The organism is Streptomyces sp. NPDC029169, assembly GCF_055563935.1.
In genome coordinates this window covers 63,251-81,250 of sequence record NZ_JBVHXA010000021.1, presented here as the reverse complement: position 1 = coordinate 81,250, position 18,000 = coordinate 63,251, and the positions used below count along the sequence as shown (strand labels likewise).

Here is an 18,000-nt window from a genome sequence, read left to right as displayed (position 1 = left end):
GGGCACTCCTCAGCTGGAAGGGATGCCCCCGTAAGCGGTCATGAAAGCCCTGGCTCAGCCCCCTGGACAATCCAAAAACTGCACCTATTCTTGCTGCCACCATGAACGACAACGCGTCCGGAGCACGCCCGCTCCTGCCGGTCCAGTCCCATGCGTACTTCGCCGAGAACGTGTCGATCGCCGTCCAGGAACAGCTCCGGAACGCCGAGTCGGCCGCGCTCAGCGGCCGAGCCGACCTCGGTTTCGCAACACTCAGGAACTTCCTGGCGGAACTGCCGCGGCTCACCGACGACGACCGGGTCGCCCTCGCCGAGATGGTCTCGCTGCTCACCCGGTGGGGAGCACCCGGAGCCGCCCCCTGGGAATTCCTCGACGAGTTGGCCGCCGCAAGCCACACCCCCCGTGCACGCGGTGCGGTGTTTCTCGCGCAGGCACGGGCCGCCCGGGGCAAGGCGATGGCAGAGTACGGCACCCGGGCCCTCTTCGAGTTCACCGCGGTAGGAGACATCGGGGGACAGGCCCTCGCGCTGAGCCGCATGTCCTTTCCCGCCGACGCCGGTCTCAGCCCCTCCTACCGGCGAAAACTAGCGCGCCGGGGCCTGGCCCTGGCTCAGCAGTCCGGCGAACCGTGGATCATCGCCCTCGTCGCCGGCATGCTTGCCGCCGGGGAGACCTACCAGGGACGCAAGCGCGCGCCCAAGCGCTGGCGCCAGGCCGCCTCCCTTCTGCCGGCCGACCTCGATGCGGTCACCGGGGAGATCGCCTCGCTCAACTACCTGAACTGGGCGCTGACCTGTGCCTACTTCGGGGACTATCAAACCGCCCTGGAGGCCGTCGCCCGCGGCCGGGTGGTGGGCCGCGGGCCCTGGGTCAACAAGTTCGCCGCGGTCGAGGCGCTCGTGCGGCACCGTACGGGACACCTGGACACCGCGAAGGAGCAGGCCGCGATCGCGATGACGGGCGCCGCCCCGGGCATCCGCGAACTCGGCCGTACGGTCGCCGCCGCGGTGACGTTCGAGACGGCCCGCCGCCTCCGGCACGACGACCTGGAGGCGGTCGTCGAGGTGGCATACGCGACATCGCCTCCGTACGGCGCGAGCGCGGCGGCGACCCTCGCGTACATACGTCATGCGCGCCGAGAGCCGCGCCCGGCGCGCGGGCTCCCCCGGATCCTGCGGCTCGCACGCGACGCCGAGCACCACGTCGGTTGGGAGGACGCCCTGCTGGCGCTGACCGAAATCGCACCCGGCGCGGCGCGGGACGAGGCCGCCGCCATGGCCCGGTTCTGGTCGCCCTACCCGCGCGCCGCCGCCATCCGTTCGATCGTCGAGGGGCACATCGCCGGCAAGCGCGGCTGGATCTCGCTGATCGAGGGCGCGGACGCCCTCGCCGACCTGGGCGAGCCCATCACCGCCGGCCGCGCCTACCACGCCGCCGCCAAGGTCGCCCCCTCCCTGCCCGAACGCACCCGCGCCCGCGACCGCGCCGCCGAACTCCTCACCTCGACGGGAGCCGACAGATCCCTCGCCGCGCTCGCCCGCGACCGCTCCCTCCATCACGGCCTGCTCCACGTACCGGAGAACCAGCGCTATCAGGTGAACGCCGGCCTCACCCCTCGCGAGCGCGACGTCGCACTACTCGCGGCCCAGGGGTTCACCGCTGTGGAGATCGCCGACCAGTTGGGCATCTCGGTCGGCACCGCGCGCAACTACGTGATGAACGTCCGCCGGAAGTTCGGCTCGGTACCCAAGCGGCGCCTGGCACTGGTACTGGGCATCGTCGGCGATCTCGAATGAACGTGCCCCGGCCCCACAGGGCTGGGCTTGGAGGTAGCGCCCAACTCCCGGTGGACCCGGTGGACTCCTGTGACGACAGTGGATTCTCGCCCTGCGCCACCACACTTCCGCCTCACGTGATCTCGCCTTCGCCACGATCGAGGCCTGTGTGAGGGGGACTGCCATGGCCGCCGAAGCCCTCGGTCTCTGACGGGAAGGGCTGACCGCCCCCTCCGGGGGCGGCCAAGCCCGAACCGGTCGGGGGTCAGGCCAGCTCCTGACACAAGAGGGACGACCGGGCCACCCTCGGGCCCGTCCGGATGCCCCGGCCCGAGGAGGAGCTGGTGGGGAAGACTTCTACGCATTCGGCGGGGCCACGTCCTCGCCGGCTCACTGGTCACCGACGGACCAGGCTGGGACGCTGACCTGGCAGTCACCACCTGATCCGGTGTCAGCATCCCCAGAGCAAGTGCCATCCGTGCCCTCGAGAGGGGTGCACAGTGGTCAGTACGAGCTCCCAGGTACCTTCCCCTCAGGTGCCGCGCGCCACCTTCGCGCCACCCGCCATCACATCGCCTCATTCGGGTCCGAGGTGCTGCGTCAGGAGGTCAGCGAAGCCGGGTAGGCCGGCCTTGGCAAGTCGGGCGAGGGCATCGGCGACCGTGACGGGCGGGTTGCGCTTCTCTCCGGCGAGCCTGACCACCGTCTCCACCACCTCATGCGGCAACTCGTCATACAGCCCGCACAGGTACGAATCCGGATCGACCACCCGCACCCCACGCTCAGCCAGTCGCCTTCAGGGAAGTCGGCGAGGTTCCACGTGATCAGCGCGTCGCCGTACCCCCGCCGCGCAAGCCCACCGCGCTGCCCTGAGCAGCCGTACCGGCCCACGCCCAGCCGGTCCTCGATGACCCCGCATGGGCTGCCCTCTCGGCAGCCCTCGCCGAGGCGGAGATCGCGGCCACCGACCGGGCACCGTCCTCACCCAGGCGACGGCCGCTCGGGTCCGCTGACAGCGGAGCCGAGCGCGTCACCCGTGCCGCCCTCGGCGACGCGCGCCCGTCGACCAGAAGTCGGCCGGCACCCTCGGGTGGTGGCACCAACCCGTTCGGGCTCATGACACCGCTTCGGCGGAGCGCATTACGGTGACGCTTCAGGCATCCGTCTGAATCGGTCGCGAATGTCGTAGAGGTTGATCGTTTCTGCATGATGCCCTCACCGACATGAACACGCGTACCCGACTCGCTCTCGCGAGCGTCGCCATGACCGCCTTGGCCCTCACCGTCCCGACGGCGACCGCGTCCGAGGCCGTCGCCGGTCCGGAGCCGACCCCGGCGCCGCTCGTCACCGCCGCCAACGCGGTGCCCGGCAAGTACATCGTGACCCTCGACAAGGCGGCCGACGCGGCCAAGGTCGCGGAGAAGCTGAACCTGAAGCCCACGTTCGTCTACGAGAAGGCCATCAACGGGTTCGCGGCACCGTTGACCGCGCTTCAGCTGGCGACCATCAGGCAGACGCCGGGGGTGACGTCGGTCGAGGAGGACGCGGTGGCCCTCGCCAAGCCCCAGCCGTCCGCACCCGCCGCCACCCGAAGCCCGGCCGCCTCCTGGGGCCAGGACCGGATCAACCAGTGGAACCTGCCGCTCGACAACGACTTCACCACCCGGGGCAGCGGCGCCGGGGTGACCGCGTACATCCTCGACACCGGCATCGACTACAAGCACGATGAGTTCGGCGGCCGGGCCACGTTCGGCTTCGACGCGGTGGGCGACGGGCGTAATGGCCAGGACTGCAACGGCCACGGCACGCACGTCGCGGGCACGGTCGCCGGAATGACGTACGGGGTCGCCCGCAAGGCCAGCCTGGTGAGCGTCCGCGTGCTGGGCTGCGACGGCCAGGGCTCGTACTCGGGCATCATCGCCGGAATCGACTGGGTCGCCAGGAACGCCAGACAGCCCGCGGTCCTGAACGGCTCCCTCGGCGGGGACAAGTCCGTGGCCGTCAACAACGCAGCCACGGCCCTTGCCTCCGCGCGTGTACTGCCCGTCATCGCGGCCGGCAACTCCGCGAAGGACGCCTGCGACGTCTCGCCCGCGTCGGCGGCGGGCACGGTCACCGTCGCGGCCTCCAACCGGTGGGACGAGGAGACGTCCTTCTCCAACTACGGCCGGTGCGTCGAACTCTTCGCGCCCGGTCAGGACATCCTGTCGGCAAAGCTCGGCGGCGGAGCCGTCGCCCTGAGCGGCACCTCCATGGCCGCCCCGCATGTCGCCGGCGTCGCCGCGCTCTACAAGGCCGAACACCCCACGGCGAGCCCGGCCGAGATCAGCCAGTGGCTCGACGGCAACTCCACCAAGGGCCTCCTGACCAACCTCAGCACCGGCACCCCCAACAAGCTGCTGTTCACCGGCGGCCTGTAACCGGCGGGCTGCAGCCCAGGTCGGGGAGCACCACGCCGAATCCCCCGGCATCCGTGCCGAACGACCTCGCCGCCGCCCTGGCCACCGACCCGGCCGCAGCGGCCTTCTTCGAGACCCTCGACCGCCCGAATCGCTACGCGATCCTCTACCGCACCTGGGGAGGCGCCTGTTGTTTCGGCGGCCTCCCCCCTCCGCGGTGCGGCGAGGTCAGAACACGAGGTCCGACGTGTTCGCGTCGACCTGCTCCAGGTGCATTACCTCGCCGGTCCGGAACGGGACCTTCCAGTCGCCGGTGCTCTTGTACAGCTTCGGCGTCTGGTAGGTCACGCCGAGACCCATGAGGTCGGGGCGCCCGTCGCCGTCCGCGTCACCGGCGGCGATCAGTGGACGGAACGCGTTCCAGCCGCCGCCGATCTTCGTGCGCGGCGCGAACGTGCCGTCGCCCTTGCCCAGGTAGAGCCAGAGGACGCCGTCCTTGTCACGGGCGACGAGATCGTCGGCGGTGCCGCCCGCGATGTTGCCGACGGCCGTGATGTCGTTGTAGATCCCCCAGCCGGTGCCGATCTTCTGGCGGGGTAGGAATGGCTTCGTGGCGCTGCCGGTGCCGGGGTAGAGCCAGAGCCCGCCGGACCTGTCGGTGGCGAGCGCGTCGACGCGGCCGTCGTTGGTCAGGTCGCTGCCGGACGTGATCTTGTCGTAGACCTGCCAGCCGCCGCCGACCTGGACCCGGGTGGCGAAGTTGCCGGTGCCCTTGCCCTGGTACAGCCAGAGCACGCCGGACTTGTCGCGGGCCAAGAGGTCGCCGACCGGCGTGCCGCCCAGGTTGCCGGCGGCCTCGATCCGGTCGTAGACGCCCCAGCCCGAACCGAGGTAGGTCCTGGCCCCCGCCTCGTTGATGCCGCGCCACTCGTCGATCGGACGGTAGAAGAGGTCCGTGCGCCACAGGCGGCCGGCGGAGTCCCGGCTGAGCAGGTCGGGGCTGCCGTTGTCGTTGAAGTCGTGCGGCTGGACCTTGCGGACGACCGTGAACGTGCCCTTGGCGGTGACGGCCGGGCCGATGCCGTTGACCGGCTCGCCGGTCAGCTCCCAGGTGAAGTCGCCGTTGGGGGCGTTCTCTTCCCAGTTGTTGTCGACCCAGGCGAACACCGGCGTGCTGGTGCTGGATGCCACGGTCAGGGTGTGGGTCTTCCCGGTCGGCACATGGCGGACGGTGACCTTCGGGTCCCGCACCTCACGGGACAGCGTCCACCTGAAGGTGAACCCGTTGACCTGGTCGAGGTCGAGCACCGCCGGGGGCACGGTGGAGTCCGTGGCGACGACCTCGGTGGGCTCGCCGGTCGCCGCGACCAACTCGGCCTTCAGGGTGTCGCCGCCCGTGGCCGCGATCCGGTACATGCCCTCGCCCTGGCCGACGAGGCCGCCGCGCGCGTACAGGCTGCCGTCGGGGGCGGACGTGAGCTCGTAGGCGTGGTCGAGCACCTTCACCGTCGTCTTGGTGGTGAGGTTGTAGGCGGTGATGGCGTGGTGGACGCTCGGCTGGGCGAATCCCATGCCGCCCTTCTGTCCGTACACGACCCAGTCGCCGACCAGGCCGACCTGGAGGTTGCCGACCGACGGCACCGGGGGCACCGGGGCCTCCTGCACGGCGCCGGTGGCCCGGTCCGCGACGAAGACCCGGGGGCCCTGGTCCGTCGCCGTGGCAGCGGACCACGCAGTGTGGGTCGCGGAGACCGCCTGCGCGCCGATCCCGGGAGTGCCAAGAGTCAGGTCGCCGGTGGCGAGGTCGAGGAGGCCCCACTTGCCGAACGAGTTCTGCGTGAAGGTGACCTTGGCGTGGGCGGGCGTGGCGGGCATGACCATGACGGAGGTCGCGTCGGTGGGGAGCCCGGTGACCGTCACAGTGGGGGCCTCGTCGACGTGCTTGCGGAGCACCGTGCCCGCCTCGGTCACGACGGTCGTGAAGACGGCGTCACCCGCCGCGCCCGCCCACCTCGCGTCACCCGTCATGGAACCGACGGGGACGTCGAGGGAACCGTACGTCGCCAGGTTCCGCTGCGTGATCTGGTACGCGCCTCTGAAGACCAGGAAGTCGGTCGTCGGCGTCGACCGCAGGTACACGGCGCCGTCGTACCCCTGCCCGGTGCCGTCCGAGTAGCGCCGGAAGGCCGTGATGCCGGTGCTGGAGGTCGTCAGGAAGCCGGTCACACCGGCCCCGACGAGCTTGCTGCTCTTGGGGTACGCGATCGGGTCCGCGGTCGTCGTCGCGTCCGCCGCGAGCACCCCGCCCGCGACCGGAGCGGCGTACGCGGGAGCGGTCAGCGCGGTCGCCCCGAGCGTGACGACGAGAACGGTGGTGACGGCGCCGGCGAGCCGCCGTCGCGCCGAACGGACCAGAGGCACAGGCATTCCTCCCGAAACATCAGGCGCACCATGCGCCTCTCCGGTTGAGACCCCCGAGCAGCCAAATGGTTGTACGCTCCAGGACCCGCATTCGGGACACCGCAGGACCAGCTGGACGCGACCCCGTACGTCAGTCCGCCGTCACGCCCTAGTGGCCGATCTCAGGCGGCTCGCCGGCTGATCCAGGTACGAGCGATCTCGCTCGGCTCCATGAACCGAGAGCAGGCTGCGAAGCGGCAGTGGGGCAACGGTTGTTGGGTCACGTCGACCGTGCGGGCGGGGCGGTGCCGACTTCGCGGACAACGGCTACCTGGTCGAGCACTTCGGTGAGGAATGCATCGACGGGCCGGAGGCCTGCCCGACGCCTCCGCTCTGACTCTTGAACGAAGGCCCATGTCGGCGACCTGGGCCTTCGTCGTTGTCCAGGCCTCTCGTGCCTCACCCGTCGTCGGTGCGGCCGCCGGTGTCACTGCTGACTCGCTGTAGGAAGCGGTCGCGCCTGGCCGGGGCGAGGGCGGTGAGCATCAGTGCGGCGGTAAGGGCGAAGGCCCATGGGTAGCCGGTCCGGCCGGCGAGCATCCCGAAGCCGACGGCGCCGACGCCCATGCCCGCGTCGTAGGCGACGTTCCACAGGGCGCTGACGGTGCCGTAGCCGGATTCGGGGACACGCGCGTACATCAGCGTCAGCGTCGCGTTCTGGGTGGCTCCGAATCCGACCCCGAACAGGGCAACGCCCACGACGACGGCGACCGGGCTGTGGGTCAGAGCGGTCAGCAGCGTCCCTGCGGCCGAGACGACCAGGCCGGGCACGACGAGTGAGGCCGGTCCGCGCCGGTCGCCGTGCCGGCCCGCGACCCAGCGCGCCGCGGTCGATGCGGCTGACTGGACGAACAGGGCCGCGGCGACGACTCCGGTGGAAGCCGACGGGACGGCAAGGGGCAGGAAGGTGACGATGATTCCGGCGGCGAGCGCGGTAGCCGAGAAGACGATGACGGGCCGCAGAAGAGCGGCCGTCCGGAACCCGGCCAGGACCCCGATCGACCGCCCCGAGGCCGGCTCTCGGTCCGGCATGCCCGGCACCGAGACGATGGCGGCCAGCGCGGCCACCGCGCCGGCGGCGCACACCGGTCCGTACCCGACGTGCGCTGCCCACCACACCCCCAGCGGCAGGGCCACCAGCGACGGAACCCCGGACACGATGCCGACCAGCGCCAGGCCTTCACCACGGCGCTCGGGCGGGATCAGCGACGCCGTCAGAGCGCCACCCGCGACGACCGTGACCCCGAAGCCCAGACCGCGCACGGCACAGACCGCCGTGATCCACACCGTGCCCCCGGACGCGGTCAGCACGAGCGCGGGCGTACCGAGCAGGACCAGCCCTGCCACCAGCGGCAGACGGTAACCGAAGCGTGCGACGAGCCGGGGAGTGGCCAGGCCGCCTCCGACCGTCGCCAGCATCAGCGCACCCGAGGCCAGGCCCGCGGCATGACCGCCTCCGTACGCCTCGGCGTAGAGGGGGACGACCGACAACAGCAGGTAGAAGCTCGTCGAGGCACCGATGACCGAGACGAAGCGCAGCAGCAGGGGCCGCGTCACCAGTCCCGGCCGCGAACCGGCGCCGTCGGCTTGAGAGTTGCTCATCCTGGTCACACGAGGAAGCTAAGGGCCGAGCGGATCGCCAGTAAGCTCCAATTCCATGCCGCTCGAGTGGTCCGGTCTGTCCCCCGATCTGCTGCTGGTCATCGACCGGGACAGCGGCGAGCCGCTGCGATCCCAGCTGGAACTCCGGCTGCGGGACGCGATCCGTACCGGGCGGCTGCAGATCGGTGAACGGCTGCCGTCCTCCCGTGAACTCGCCCGGGCGCTCGGCCTGTCACGCGGCCTTGTGCAGGACTGTTACGCACAGCTCCAGGCCGAGGGATACCTCGTGACGCGCGTCGGTTCGGCCACCCGGGTCGCCGCCGGGGCGGGCGTACCGCCGGTGCCCACGTCACCGCATCCGGCGCCGTCACGCCTCGTGGCCGACTTCAGGTACGGCGTCCCCGACCTGAGCAGCTTCCCGCTCGCCGACTGGCTGTGGGCCACCCGCGAGGCGGCACGCACCATGCCGACGACGGCGCTCGACTACGGAGACCCACGCGGCAGTACGGCACTACGCGAGGTCCTGGCCGGATACGTGCGGCGGGTGCGCGCCGCCGCGGCGGAACCGGAACGGATCGTGATCTGCTCCGGCTACGCGCAGGGACTCGGCCTGGCCCTGGCCGCCCTGTCCAGGACAGGTGTCCGTACGGTGGCGTACGAGGACCCCGGCTCACCGGCCACGATCTCTTCCACCGCGGCCTCGGTCGGCATGTCGGCCACCCCTGTACCGGTCGACGAGCGCGGGATCGACGTGCGCGCACTCGCCGCGACCGACGCCCGCGCGGTCGTCCTGACCCCCGCGCACCAGTGGCCCACCGGCGTCGCCCTGGCACCCGAGCGGCGACTCGCACTGATCGACTGGGCCAGGAGGCGGGACGCCGTCGTCATCGAGGACGACTACGACGCCGAATTCCGCTACGACCGGGAGCCGGTGGGCGCACTGCAGGGACTCGCCGCCGACCGCGTGATCTCCATCGGCACCGTCAGCAAGTCCCTCGCGCCCGCGCTGCGCATCGGGTGGATGCTCTGCCCGCCGGCGCTCACCGAGCTGATCACCGAGCACAAGCAGCTGAACGACCGCGGGTCCTCCACACTCGATCAGCTCGCCCTCGCGAGACTGATCGAGTCAGGCCGCTTCGACCGGCACCTGCGCCGGATGCGGACGACCTACGGGGCACGGCGTACCGCCCTGCTGGCAGCGCTCACCGAACACGCTCCCGAGGTCAGGTTGACCGGCCTCGCGGCAGGCTTTCACGCGGTGGCGCACGTCGACGGACCGGCCGACGAGCAGGACCTCATCGCCGCCGCCCGAGCCCGGTCCGTCGGACTGTACGGAATGAGCGCCTGCCGCTCCTCGCACGCTACGGAGCCGGTGCAGCTGATCCTTGGGTTCGGCAACGTCGGCGAACGCACCGTCACAGCGGGCATCGCGGCGATCGGCGGCCTGCTCAGGGGCCGGTAGCCCGCGTCACATGTCGGTCCGACGCTCGGCGACGATCACCCGCCTCTACGGTACGAACATGCTCGACGTACTCGAGGAAGTCACCCGCTCCGCTGCCCGGATCACCGCCACCCTCGACACGCTGACCGACGCGGAGACGCGCGCGCCCTCGGCGTTGGCAGGCTGGACCCGCGGCCACGTCATCACGCACGTCGCTCACAGCGTCGGCGCCTACCGGCGGCTGCTCGCCATAGCCCGCACCGGCATCGACCCCGCCCCGAGGACGGATGCCGAGGCGTTCGCCCGTGCTGCCCGGGAAGACGCCGACCGCCCCGCGGCCGAGCTCGCCACGGACCTGCGCAGCCGCCTTGCGCGCCTGGCCGAAGACGCCACATCGATGCCCGTGGAGCTCCTGGACACCCTGGTCACGGCACTGGCGGGCTGGCGGCACCCGGCCTGGTACACCCTCCACCGCTGCTGGCGCGAGCTCGAAACGCACCACGTCGACCTGAACGTCGGCTACCGCACGACCGACTGGCCCAGCACGTACGTGACCTGGGCCCTCGACGACACCCTCACGGCGCTCGCCGCACGCGACTTCCCCGTCGCCCGGGTCGAAGCCCTCGACCTCGGCCAGTCCTGGACCCTGTCCCCGACCGGCCCCGAGATCGCCGGCTCCGGCCGCGCCCTCCTCGCCTGGCTCAGCGGCCGCGCGCCCGACTCCCCGCTCACGTCCGACCGTCCACGGCCGATCCCGCCCGACTGGCCCCTACCACCAGCCCCCGGCTGGAGGTGATCACGAAGAACTGGCTACGGGTCGTCCCCGGCGCGCACGGCGCTGTCGATTCCCGCCATCCGCTCCACGGCAAAGCCTCAGGTCAGCGACCTGGGCCCTCGAACGACAGGACACCGCCGACGCTCCGAAGATCGTGCACACCGTCCGCCGACTGCTGGAGCCGTGACCCGGCGGACGAACAGACCCGACAGGGCCCCTCGAAAGGCCGTGCCACAACGTGCCCGTAGGGACGGAGACCGTACGCGTCGCAGCCGTCAACGAACGGCTGCCAACGGGACTTTGGACGCGTGCGGGTGGCCCCGGCATCCACAGTCTGATCGCCGTGAGACTACTCTGCTCACGGCCGCCACACCGGCCGCTCACCCTGATGGAAAGCCCCTGACATGAGCCTCATCGACCGCCGAGTGGTCATCACGGGTGCGGGGCGTGACTTCGGCCGCGCACTGGCCCACCACTTCGCCGGCCTCGGAGCCGAACTCTTCCTCGCTGCCCGCACCACCGAGGCGGCCGAGCGTACGTGCGCCGAGATTCGTACCCGCGGCCACGACAAGGTGCAGGCCTTCGCGTGCGATCTGAGCGACCCCGTCTCGATCCGCGCCTTCGCCAAGGAACTCGGCGAGCACACCGACCGCATCGACGTGCTCGTCAACAACGGCGCCCGGTGGCTCGAGGCCCCCGACCTGCTGTCCGTCTCCGACGAGGACGTGGTCGACACCCTCGCCTCCGGCGGCACCGGCACCATCCTGGTCACCAAGAACGTGCTGCCCCTGCTACTGGCCTCCGACCGGCCCGACGTCGTCACCATGGTCTCCGTCTGCGGTGTGCCCGGCTCCCAGCACGCCCGTGCCCACGAGGCGTACTACGCGGCCAAGAACGCCCAGCGCGGCTTCACCGAGGCGCTCTCCCGCCGCCTGCGTCCGCAGGGTGTACGCGTCATCTCCCTGTTCCCGCCCGACTTCGACAGTTCCCGCGACATCCTGTCGCCGGAATGGGAGGCGACCCCGCGCGACTCCCACGCCCCGCTGGCTGCCCAGTCCCTGCTGGACTGCATCACTTTCGCGATTCAGCAGCCCAGAGACTGCTTCATCAACGCATTCCACTTCGAATCCAGCCCCGCCCAGTCCGGCTGAACGACCTCTACCCGCAGGTAAGGGCTACCGCCTGGTGCTGTGCTCTCACGCACCGTCGAGCTCGTCGGCGCCGAGGTTTGGCGGCAGGTGGGATGGGATAGCCGCGTAGTGGGACCGGGGGTACGGGGTGGTAGATGGATGCCTCCCCTGGGGGCCCTCGGTCCCACTGTGCGACCGTCCACATCTACGCTGCGGCCACCGCGTCGGCCGCCTTGCGGATCAGGTCGAGGACGGCCTCGGCCGAGATCACCTCGTGGCCCTCGCGCTGCAGCGCGGGGGTCAGCTTGCTGAAGCTGGAGCCGTCGGCCCACAGGTCGTGGGCGAAGACGATGCTCGGCTTCTTCGTGGTCGGTGCATTCCTCCGCCTGGCGCGATCACTGGTCGATCCGCGCCAAGTCCACACCGGGAACCGCCCGCCCACACCTGGGGTGACCCGAGCGGGTGAGCGGAGCAGGCCGGGTCGCCCGCCACCACGAAACGGTCAGCGCCGAGCAGCTCCCGGCGGCACCGGGGCCTCGGCCGCGGTCGCGGAGCGTTGGCGCCGCCGTCCCTTCAGCTCTTCCGGTGGCCCCACGTGGACGATCCGGAAGCGGTGGCTCTCCCGTGCCAGTTCGCGGCCTTCGGCGTCGGTGAACCGCCCCGCCACCTCGTACGTACCGCAGCTCGCCTTCCCGACGGGAAGCCGCTCGGCCGACAGCTGGATCTCGTACGGCCCGCCCGGCCGGAACCCGCCCAGTGCGGTACGGCCGGTGGCGATCAGGTGTCCCTCGCGCCGCCGTTCCTCCTCGAAGGTCAACCCTTCGAGCTCCTCGCCGACCCGGAAGGTCAGGGCGACGCTGACCACCGCGCCCTCCGGAAGGTCGACAGCTTCCCGCCCGTCCGGGTCGAACGGAAGGGTGATCCGGTCGAACTCGTCCGACACCAGAGTCACGCCCATCAGCTCGAAGACCGCCATATCGGACTCACGACCTCTCGCCCGGGGCGCACGGTGGGAATGACGTCCGCCGTCGCCGTTCCTGTATTCAGGGCCTGCATTCACCGCGGTGTCATCCACGGTACGCCGTGCCGTCGGCGCTCACTGCTCCTCGTCCCGCGACGGCATGAACGCGATGCACTCCGCGTCAAGCTGGTCGGCGACCGCCTGCAGCTCCCTGGCAAGCATCCTGGCCTCCTCGGCTTCCAGACCCCTCTCGTCCAGGGAACGCAGGTAGCTGTCAGCGAGGTGCCGTAGCAGAGCGGTGACCTCGTCCGCGGGGACCAGGAGATGGGCCCCGTCGGCGGATACCAGGGAAAGCGCGATCGCCATGGTCGATCGCCTCCGAGACGTGAGCGGGCCGCGTCAGGTGTTGGCGTGGGCGGCGGAGATGTCCGCGAGCGGCGAGTCCGGTTCGCGCTCGGACATGATCTCGTTGATGTGCCGGGTCATGGCTACCTCCTCCCGCCGTGCCTGTGGTTCCTGCGGCGCGCCTACCCGGACGGGCCTCTGCCACGCACCGCTCGCGACTGTTTGTGCCGGGGGCCGGCGGGCACCGGTGGGGTGATCGGAGACATCGCACGACCACACGGAGATCGCGATGAAGGAACCGGATCGCGGCAGCAGCAAGTCCGGCCCGCGGCTGGACGACGAGCGCAAGAAGGAGGTCAGGGGACAGGTCACCTCCGGCCACCCGACCAGGGCGGAGGAGTGGCACGACCCGGAGCCACCCGTGGACGAGCCCCCGCACCCGCGTGACAAGGGCAGGGAGTGAGGGGATCCCGTCCGTAAGGAGACCCCGGCCCCCTCACAGCAAGGAACTCGTGGGCAGCCTCAGACGGGAGCTCGTCATGGACGGTCGGAAGCTCTCCCGCAAGGAGCAGATGATCCTCGACGGCATCGAGGAGGACCTGCGGGGCGATGAGCCCCTTGATCACCGATTGCGCACCCTCGGACTGGAAAGCACACCGTGGTCCCGCGCCTGGGGCTGGATGCTCCGGCACCGCCTCGGCTTGTGCACGGCGTGTCTCGGAGTCGCTTGTGTGACCTTGTTCGTACGTACGGTCGCCACGTCCTCCCAGGTGCTGCTCTGGCTCTTCGCCGCGGTGTGGGTGGCCGCCGCGGTCTGCCTGATCCGGCTCCTGCAGCGCGGTTGGCGTCGCCGCCGAGGCACCGCCTCGACCAGCCGGAATACGGACTGACTCTGAGGGAAGCCGCGCTGAGCAGGGAGCGCGCGCCCGCCCCCTCGCGGGCAGTCTCGGCCGGGCGTTCTCCGTCGCTGAGTCGGACGGCGTGCCCGTGGCCGGTATCGGCGCCTTGGCCGGTGAGCTGGCCGTGCCGGTCGCATGGACCGCGTACTTCGCCGTGGCCGACGCCGACGAGGCCGTCGCGCGGATCCGGCGTCGGTCCCGTCTCCTACCCGCCGCGCGGGCGGGCCGCCCTCGGCACCGACCCCGAAGGCGCGGCCTTCGGCATCTGGGAGGGCCGCGTCCTCTCCGAGTGGCGGGTCGGCGACGGTGAGGCGCCCGCGTGGCTGGAGCTGCGCACCAAGAACGCCTTCGACGCCGCCGTCCTCTACGGCGAAGTCCTGGAATGGGCGGCGGACGAGGACGACACCGGCCACGGCTGCTGCGAGGTCTCGTACGAGGAGGACCAGGTCGTCCTCCGCCACGACGGACAGCCGGTCGCCCGCCTGAACAGCGGCCCGGTCGAGGAGGCGGCCGAGAAACCCGGACGGCGGGTTGTTCACGCTCGAGCAGTCACCGACCGCCGTCCCGTGGCCGGTTGTCCCCTGACGGGGCCGGCCGCTCAGTGAGCGGGGCAATCCCCACAGGAGCCTCACACAGGCTGCGCACCGGCTGCGCACAGTCTTTCGAAAGCTTCGTTAGCGTTGCTGGCCGCTCGATTCCCTTTGCGAACGTGACCGGACCGCCACCCCGGCGGGTCGACGGCATGTCAACTCAGGAAGACCGGGAAATGGACTACTGCTCCTCGTGTCGGCGGCATCTCAACGGCGCCCTGGTGTGCCCCGGATGCGGCGCCTACGCCCCGGACATCGCTCCGGACATCGCCCACATTCGCGTCGCCCCGGCCTCGGCCACCATGGCGACGGCGAATGCGGCGGCCACGGCCGAGGAGCTCATGGATGTGCCGACCGCGCCGGAAGGGCGGGCGGCGCGGCGTCGCCAGCGTGAGCGCTGGCGGAAGAACCAGCGCCGGGCCGTGGTCGCGACCGCCTTCGCACTGGTGGGCGGCGGTCTGACCGTGACCGCGATGGACCGGCAGTCCGGCGACCAGGCACAGGCGGCCACGGCGCCGCAGAACCCGGGCATGGGCGCCGCCGAGGAACAAGCCGAGCAACAAGCCGCCGGGGAAGAGGCGGAGCACGAGACCCGCCCGACCTCGACACCGCCCGACACGCACCGCTCCTCGCCCACGCCTCCTCCCTCGCAGTCGCTCCCGCCCGAGCGTCCGCGCCGGCACCACGCCGTCGCGCCCCTCCCCGCCACACCGCCGCCCGCCCAGCCGACCGCCGACGCCCCGCCTCGTACCACGGAGACGTCGGCTCCGCAGCCGGACACCGCGGACGTGGTGCAGACGCCGGCTACGCAGCCGCCCGCACCCGCGCCCACAGACAGCACCGGTACGGGTACCTCCGAGGCGAGCCCCGCGCCGGCCGCGACCTCGCCGGCGGAGATCTGCCTGCTCGTGGTGTGCATCCGCTGAACGAGACAGTCGCCGTGCCGGGGCGGACACTGTTCCCGGGGTGGGGAGGGTTACTGCCACCCCTGGTTGGAGGTCGTCATGCTCGTCGGGCACACCGTGAAGAGCGGCACTCTGTTCCTGAGGTTCTGCTGTCAGCTGGACGTCACGAGCCGTGCCGCGGCCGTTCTCGACGTCCAGGATCTTCTCTACGGGCACCGCCCTTCGCGCGTCGTGGTCGAGCTGCTGCCGTACGACCCGTCTCCTGCCACGCTCAGCGCAGTCCTGCGTACGCAACGTCTCTGCGCCGCCCTGGGCATCCCCTTCGATCGCCCGGCCGTCGTCCCCACGTGCATGGCAGCGGGGGAACAGGGAAGTCGCGCTGTGCACGCTGAAGGAAGGAGAGTCCGTCATGACCTTCCCGGTTCGACGTAGCACCAGTGACCCCATGTGGCGCCGGCACGGTCTGCTGGATCCCTGGCACGACTTCGAGACCATGTGGGACCAGATGGGCCGCTTCCTGGAGCAGGCCGCCGCTCCCACGATGGCCACTCCCATGATCGCCGCTCAGGGGTGGACGCCCATGGCCGAGGAGGAGGAGACCGACGACGCGTACGTGATCAAGGCCGAGATGCCCGGCGTTCCCCGCGAGAACATCGCCGTGGAGCTTGAGGGCAACGATCTGTGCATCACCGGCGAGCTGGACGAGAAGTCCGAGGGCAAGGTGCTCGCCCATCGCAAAGGCAAGTTCTCCTACCGTACGACTCTGTCCGGCGACATCGACAGCGACAAGATCGAGGCCGGACTCGACAGCGGAGTGCTGAGGGTCCGCATCCCCAAGTCGGGCGTGACCAAGCCGCGCCGGATCGCCATCTCCGGCGGCGAGGAAAAGGCCGCCTGACGATCACCCCGACGGTGACGACAGGAGCCAACCGTGCCGGAATTCCGTGCACAGTCTCATGTCACGCCGACCCCGGCGCCATCGGCCACGGCGGTCGACGCCGCGAAGCCTCTTGTGTCGCCGGTGAGTTCGCACAACGAGTGGGACCCACTGGAGGAGGTCATCGTCGGACGCCTCGAGGGCGCGACGATCCCCTCCAGCCACCCGGTCGTGACATGCAACCTGCCGCCCTGGGCCGCGCGGCTGCACAGGTTCGCCGCCGGATCCACGTATCCGAAGCGGCTGATCGAGCCCGCCCAGCGGGAACTCGACGACTTCATCGCTCTCCTGCGGTCCCTCGACGTCACCGTCAGACGCCCGGACCCTGTCGACCACAAGCGCCGCTTCGGCACCCCCGACTGGTCCTCGCGCGGCTTCGGCCCCACCTGTCCCCGCGACAGCCTGCTCGTGATCGGCGACGAGATCATCGAGACACCGATGGCCTGGCCGTGCCGCTACTTCGAGACCCACCCCTACCGCACGGTCATCAAGGACTACTTCCGGCGCGGCGCGCGCTGGACGGCGGCGCCGAAACCGCAGCTCACCGACGAGCTGTTCGAGGCGGACTACACCGTCCCCAAGGACGGCGAACCCCCGCGTCACATCACCAACGAGTTCGAGCCGGTGTTCGACGCGGCGGACTTCGTCCGCGCCGGGCGCGACCTCTTCGTGACGCGGAGCAACGTCACCAACCGCATGGGCATCGAGTGGCTGCGCCGTCACCTCGGCCCCGGCTACCGCATCCACGAGATCGAGAGCCGCTGCCGCACCCCCATGCACATCGACACGACGTTCCTCCCGCTCGCGCCCGGAAAGGTGCTGGTCAACCCCGAGTACGTCGACGTCGACCACCTGCCCGACGTCCTGAGGTCATGGGACGTCCTGGTCGCCCCCGAGCCGAACCCGATCGACGAGCGACTCCTTGAGATCACCTCGATCTGCGGCAAGTGGCTCAGCATGAACATCCTGATGATCGACGAGACGCACGCGATCGCGGAGCGCCACCACGTCGACATGCTGCGCGCGCTCGAGCGGTGGGGGTTCGAGCCGATCCTCGGCGACCTGCTGCACTACGCGCCGTTCGGCGGCTCGTTCCATTGCGCGGCGCTCGACATCCGGCGTCGCGGGACGCTCGAATCCTATTTCCCGTAGCTCCTGCTTCCCGTAGCCGGCCCGTAGCCAGAGAGACTTGGTCAGGAGTCGGCGTCAGGAGTCGGCGGTTTCCGGGCGGACTATGACGACCGGGCAGGACGCGTGCACCGCGCACTGCTGACTGACGGAGCCAAGGAGCAGGCTCGCGAATCCGCCCCGCCCCCGGTTGCCCACGACCAGCAGCTCGGCGCCGACCGATGCTCCGATCAGCACCTTGGCGGGGTTGCCCCGCACCACGTGCTCCGCGATCGGCACCCCACCGCCCTCGGGAAGCACGGCCTTGAGCTCCTCCGACAGGGCCTGCCGGGCCTTCTCCTCGTCGAATGCGGCGTCCACGGCGGGAGCGGACCATGCCGCTGCTCCGGGTACGTCGTAGGCCGCCACCGCGTCCACGGTCGCCCCGATCAGCCGCGCGTGCCGCACCGCCCACCGCAACGCCTCCTGTGAGGCCGACGAGCCGTCGACGCCCACGACCACGTGGGGACTCCGATCGTTACGGATGGTCATGACGACTTCCTTCCTCGTGTGACGGGCTCAGGGGCCGGTACGGGACCGGGCAGCGGGCCCGGGTGGGGGCGCGGCTCGGGCCGTGGGGCGGGTGGGGGCTGGGGGTCGGGTTCCGGTTGGGG

The 18,000-nt window shown here is 70.9% G+C and carries 18 protein-coding genes and 1 pseudogene; 12 read left to right on the top strand and 7 right to left on the bottom strand.

The features are described 5' to 3' along the window. The first annotated feature begins 101 nt into the window (after nucleotides 1–101). On the top strand, nucleotides 102–1,796 hold the full coding sequence (locus ACZ4VI_RS30920) for a helix-turn-helix transcriptional regulator (RefSeq protein ID WP_468004582.1): 1,695 nt from the start codon (nucleotides 102–104) through the stop codon (nucleotides 1,794–1,796). 556 nt (nucleotides 1,797–2,352) lie between these two features. Here ACZ4VI_RS30920 and ACZ4VI_RS30915 read toward each other — a convergent pair. Then, complete coding sequence (locus ACZ4VI_RS30915) at nucleotides 2,353–2,544, bottom strand: VapC50 family PIN domain-containing toxin (RefSeq protein ID WP_468004580.1); 192 nt, start codon at nucleotides 2,542–2,544, stop codon at nucleotides 2,353–2,355. A gap of 454 nt (nucleotides 2,545–2,998) precedes the next feature. On the opposite strand from ACZ4VI_RS30915, the gene ACZ4VI_RS30910 reads away from it, so the two are divergent. Then, the gene (locus tag ACZ4VI_RS30910) at nucleotides 2,999–4,195 is read left to right on the top strand and encodes a S8 family peptidase (RefSeq protein ID WP_468004578.1); all 1,197 of its coding nucleotides are present in this window, start codon (nucleotides 2,999–3,001) and stop codon (nucleotides 4,193–4,195) included. Further along, nucleotides 4,108–4,335 (top strand): annotated as a pseudogene (locus ACZ4VI_RS30905) (YdeI/OmpD-associated family protein); the annotation flags it as partial. The gene ACZ4VI_RS30910 and the pseudogene ACZ4VI_RS30905, both read left to right, overlap by 88 nt. A 67-nt stretch (nucleotides 4,336–4,402) precedes the next feature. Here ACZ4VI_RS30905 and ACZ4VI_RS30900 read toward each other — a convergent pair. Together ACZ4VI_RS30900 and ACZ4VI_RS30895 are read right to left on the bottom strand one after the other, a co-directional pair. Next, a complete protein-coding gene (locus tag ACZ4VI_RS30900; protein ID WP_468004576.1) occupies nucleotides 4,403–6,601 on the bottom strand; it encodes an FG-GAP repeat domain-containing protein in 2,199 nt (732 codons plus the stop codon). A 432-nt stretch (nucleotides 6,602–7,033) separates the two neighbouring features. After that, the gene (locus ACZ4VI_RS30895; RefSeq protein WP_468004574.1) at nucleotides 7,034–8,236 is read right to left on the bottom strand and encodes an MFS transporter; all 1,203 of its coding nucleotides are present in this window, start codon (nucleotides 8,234–8,236) and stop codon (nucleotides 7,034–7,036) included. Nucleotides 8,237–8,291: 55 nt separating this feature from the next. Between ACZ4VI_RS30895 and pdxR the strand changes: the two genes are divergently transcribed. The 3 genes from pdxR (at nucleotide 8,292) to ACZ4VI_RS30880 (ending at nucleotide 11,603) form a co-directional block, all read left to right on the top strand. Continuing rightward, nucleotides 8,292–9,698 carry a MocR-like pyridoxine biosynthesis transcription factor PdxR gene (gene pdxR, locus ACZ4VI_RS30890; RefSeq protein ID WP_468004572.1) on the top strand — a complete coding sequence of 469 codons (1,407 nt, stop codon included), beginning with the start codon at nucleotides 8,292–8,294 and terminating at the stop codon, nucleotides 9,696–9,698. A gap of 10 nt (nucleotides 9,699–9,708) precedes the next feature. Beyond that, the gene (locus ACZ4VI_RS30885; RefSeq protein WP_468004570.1) at nucleotides 9,709–10,473 is read left to right on the top strand and encodes a maleylpyruvate isomerase family mycothiol-dependent enzyme; all 765 of its coding nucleotides are present in this window, start codon (nucleotides 9,709–9,711) and stop codon (nucleotides 10,471–10,473) included. A gap of 383 nt (nucleotides 10,474–10,856) precedes the next feature. Next, nucleotides 10,857–11,603: an SDR family oxidoreductase gene (locus ACZ4VI_RS30880; RefSeq protein WP_468004568.1), complete on the top strand. Its 747-nt coding sequence runs from the start codon at nucleotides 10,857–10,859 to the stop codon at nucleotides 11,601–11,603. Between the two features lie 184 nt (nucleotides 11,604–11,787). Here ACZ4VI_RS30880 and ACZ4VI_RS30875 read toward each other — a convergent pair whose 3' ends face one another. From ACZ4VI_RS30875 to ACZ4VI_RS30865, 3 genes are all read right to left on the bottom strand, one after another. Then, entirely contained in the window at nucleotides 11,788–12,006 is a 219-nt protein-coding gene (locus ACZ4VI_RS30875) for a hypothetical protein (protein WP_468004566.1), read from the bottom strand. 78 nt (nucleotides 12,007–12,084) lie between these two features. Beyond that, nucleotides 12,085–12,558, bottom strand: a complete 474-nt coding sequence (locus tag ACZ4VI_RS30870; protein ID WP_468004564.1) for a hypothetical protein — start codon at nucleotides 12,556–12,558, stop codon at nucleotides 12,085–12,087. 120 nt (nucleotides 12,559–12,678) lie between these two features. Beyond that, nucleotides 12,679–12,909: a DUF6213 family protein gene (locus ACZ4VI_RS30865; protein WP_468004562.1), complete on the bottom strand. Its 231-nt coding sequence runs from the start codon at nucleotides 12,907–12,909 to the stop codon at nucleotides 12,679–12,681. Between the two features lie 268 nt (nucleotides 12,910–13,177). Here ACZ4VI_RS30865 and ACZ4VI_RS30860 point away from each other — a divergent pair, with 268 nt between their 5' ends. The 6 genes from ACZ4VI_RS30860 (at nucleotide 13,178) to ACZ4VI_RS30835 (ending at nucleotide 17,371) form a co-directional block, all read left to right on the top strand. Beyond that, entirely contained in the window at nucleotides 13,178–13,351 is a 174-nt protein-coding gene (locus ACZ4VI_RS30860; RefSeq protein ID WP_468004560.1) for a hypothetical protein, read from the top strand. A gap of 76 nt (nucleotides 13,352–13,427) precedes the next feature. Beyond that, nucleotides 13,428–13,778, top strand: a complete 351-nt coding sequence (locus tag ACZ4VI_RS30855; protein ID WP_468004558.1) for a hypothetical protein — start codon at nucleotides 13,428–13,430, stop codon at nucleotides 13,776–13,778. 122 nt (nucleotides 13,779–13,900) lie between these two features. Continuing rightward, nucleotides 13,901–14,392: a hypothetical protein gene (locus ACZ4VI_RS30850; RefSeq protein ID WP_468004556.1), complete on the top strand. Its 492-nt coding sequence runs from the start codon at nucleotides 13,901–13,903 to the stop codon at nucleotides 14,390–14,392. Nucleotides 14,393–14,529: 137 nt separating this feature from the next. Next, nucleotides 14,530–15,303 carry an SCO2400 family protein gene (locus ACZ4VI_RS30845; RefSeq protein ID WP_468004554.1) on the top strand — a complete coding sequence of 258 codons (774 nt, stop codon included), beginning with the start codon at nucleotides 14,530–14,532 and terminating at the stop codon, nucleotides 15,301–15,303. A 388-nt stretch (nucleotides 15,304–15,691) separates the two neighbouring features. Next, on the top strand, nucleotides 15,692–16,180 hold the full coding sequence (locus ACZ4VI_RS30840) for an Hsp20/alpha crystallin family protein (protein WP_468004552.1): 489 nt from the start codon (nucleotides 15,692–15,694) through the stop codon (nucleotides 16,178–16,180). 114 nt (nucleotides 16,181–16,294) lie between these two features. Beyond that, complete coding sequence (locus tag ACZ4VI_RS30835) at nucleotides 16,295–17,371, top strand: amidinotransferase (RefSeq protein ID WP_468004736.1); 1,077 nt, start codon at nucleotides 16,295–16,297, stop codon at nucleotides 17,369–17,371. Between the two features lie 54 nt (nucleotides 17,372–17,425). Here the strand turns inward: ACZ4VI_RS30835 and ACZ4VI_RS30830 are convergent, their stop codons facing one another. Further along, a complete protein-coding gene (locus ACZ4VI_RS30830) occupies nucleotides 17,426–17,878 on the bottom strand; it encodes a universal stress protein (protein WP_468004550.1) in 453 nt (150 codons plus the stop codon). Between the last annotated feature and the right edge of the window lie 122 nt (nucleotides 17,879–18,000).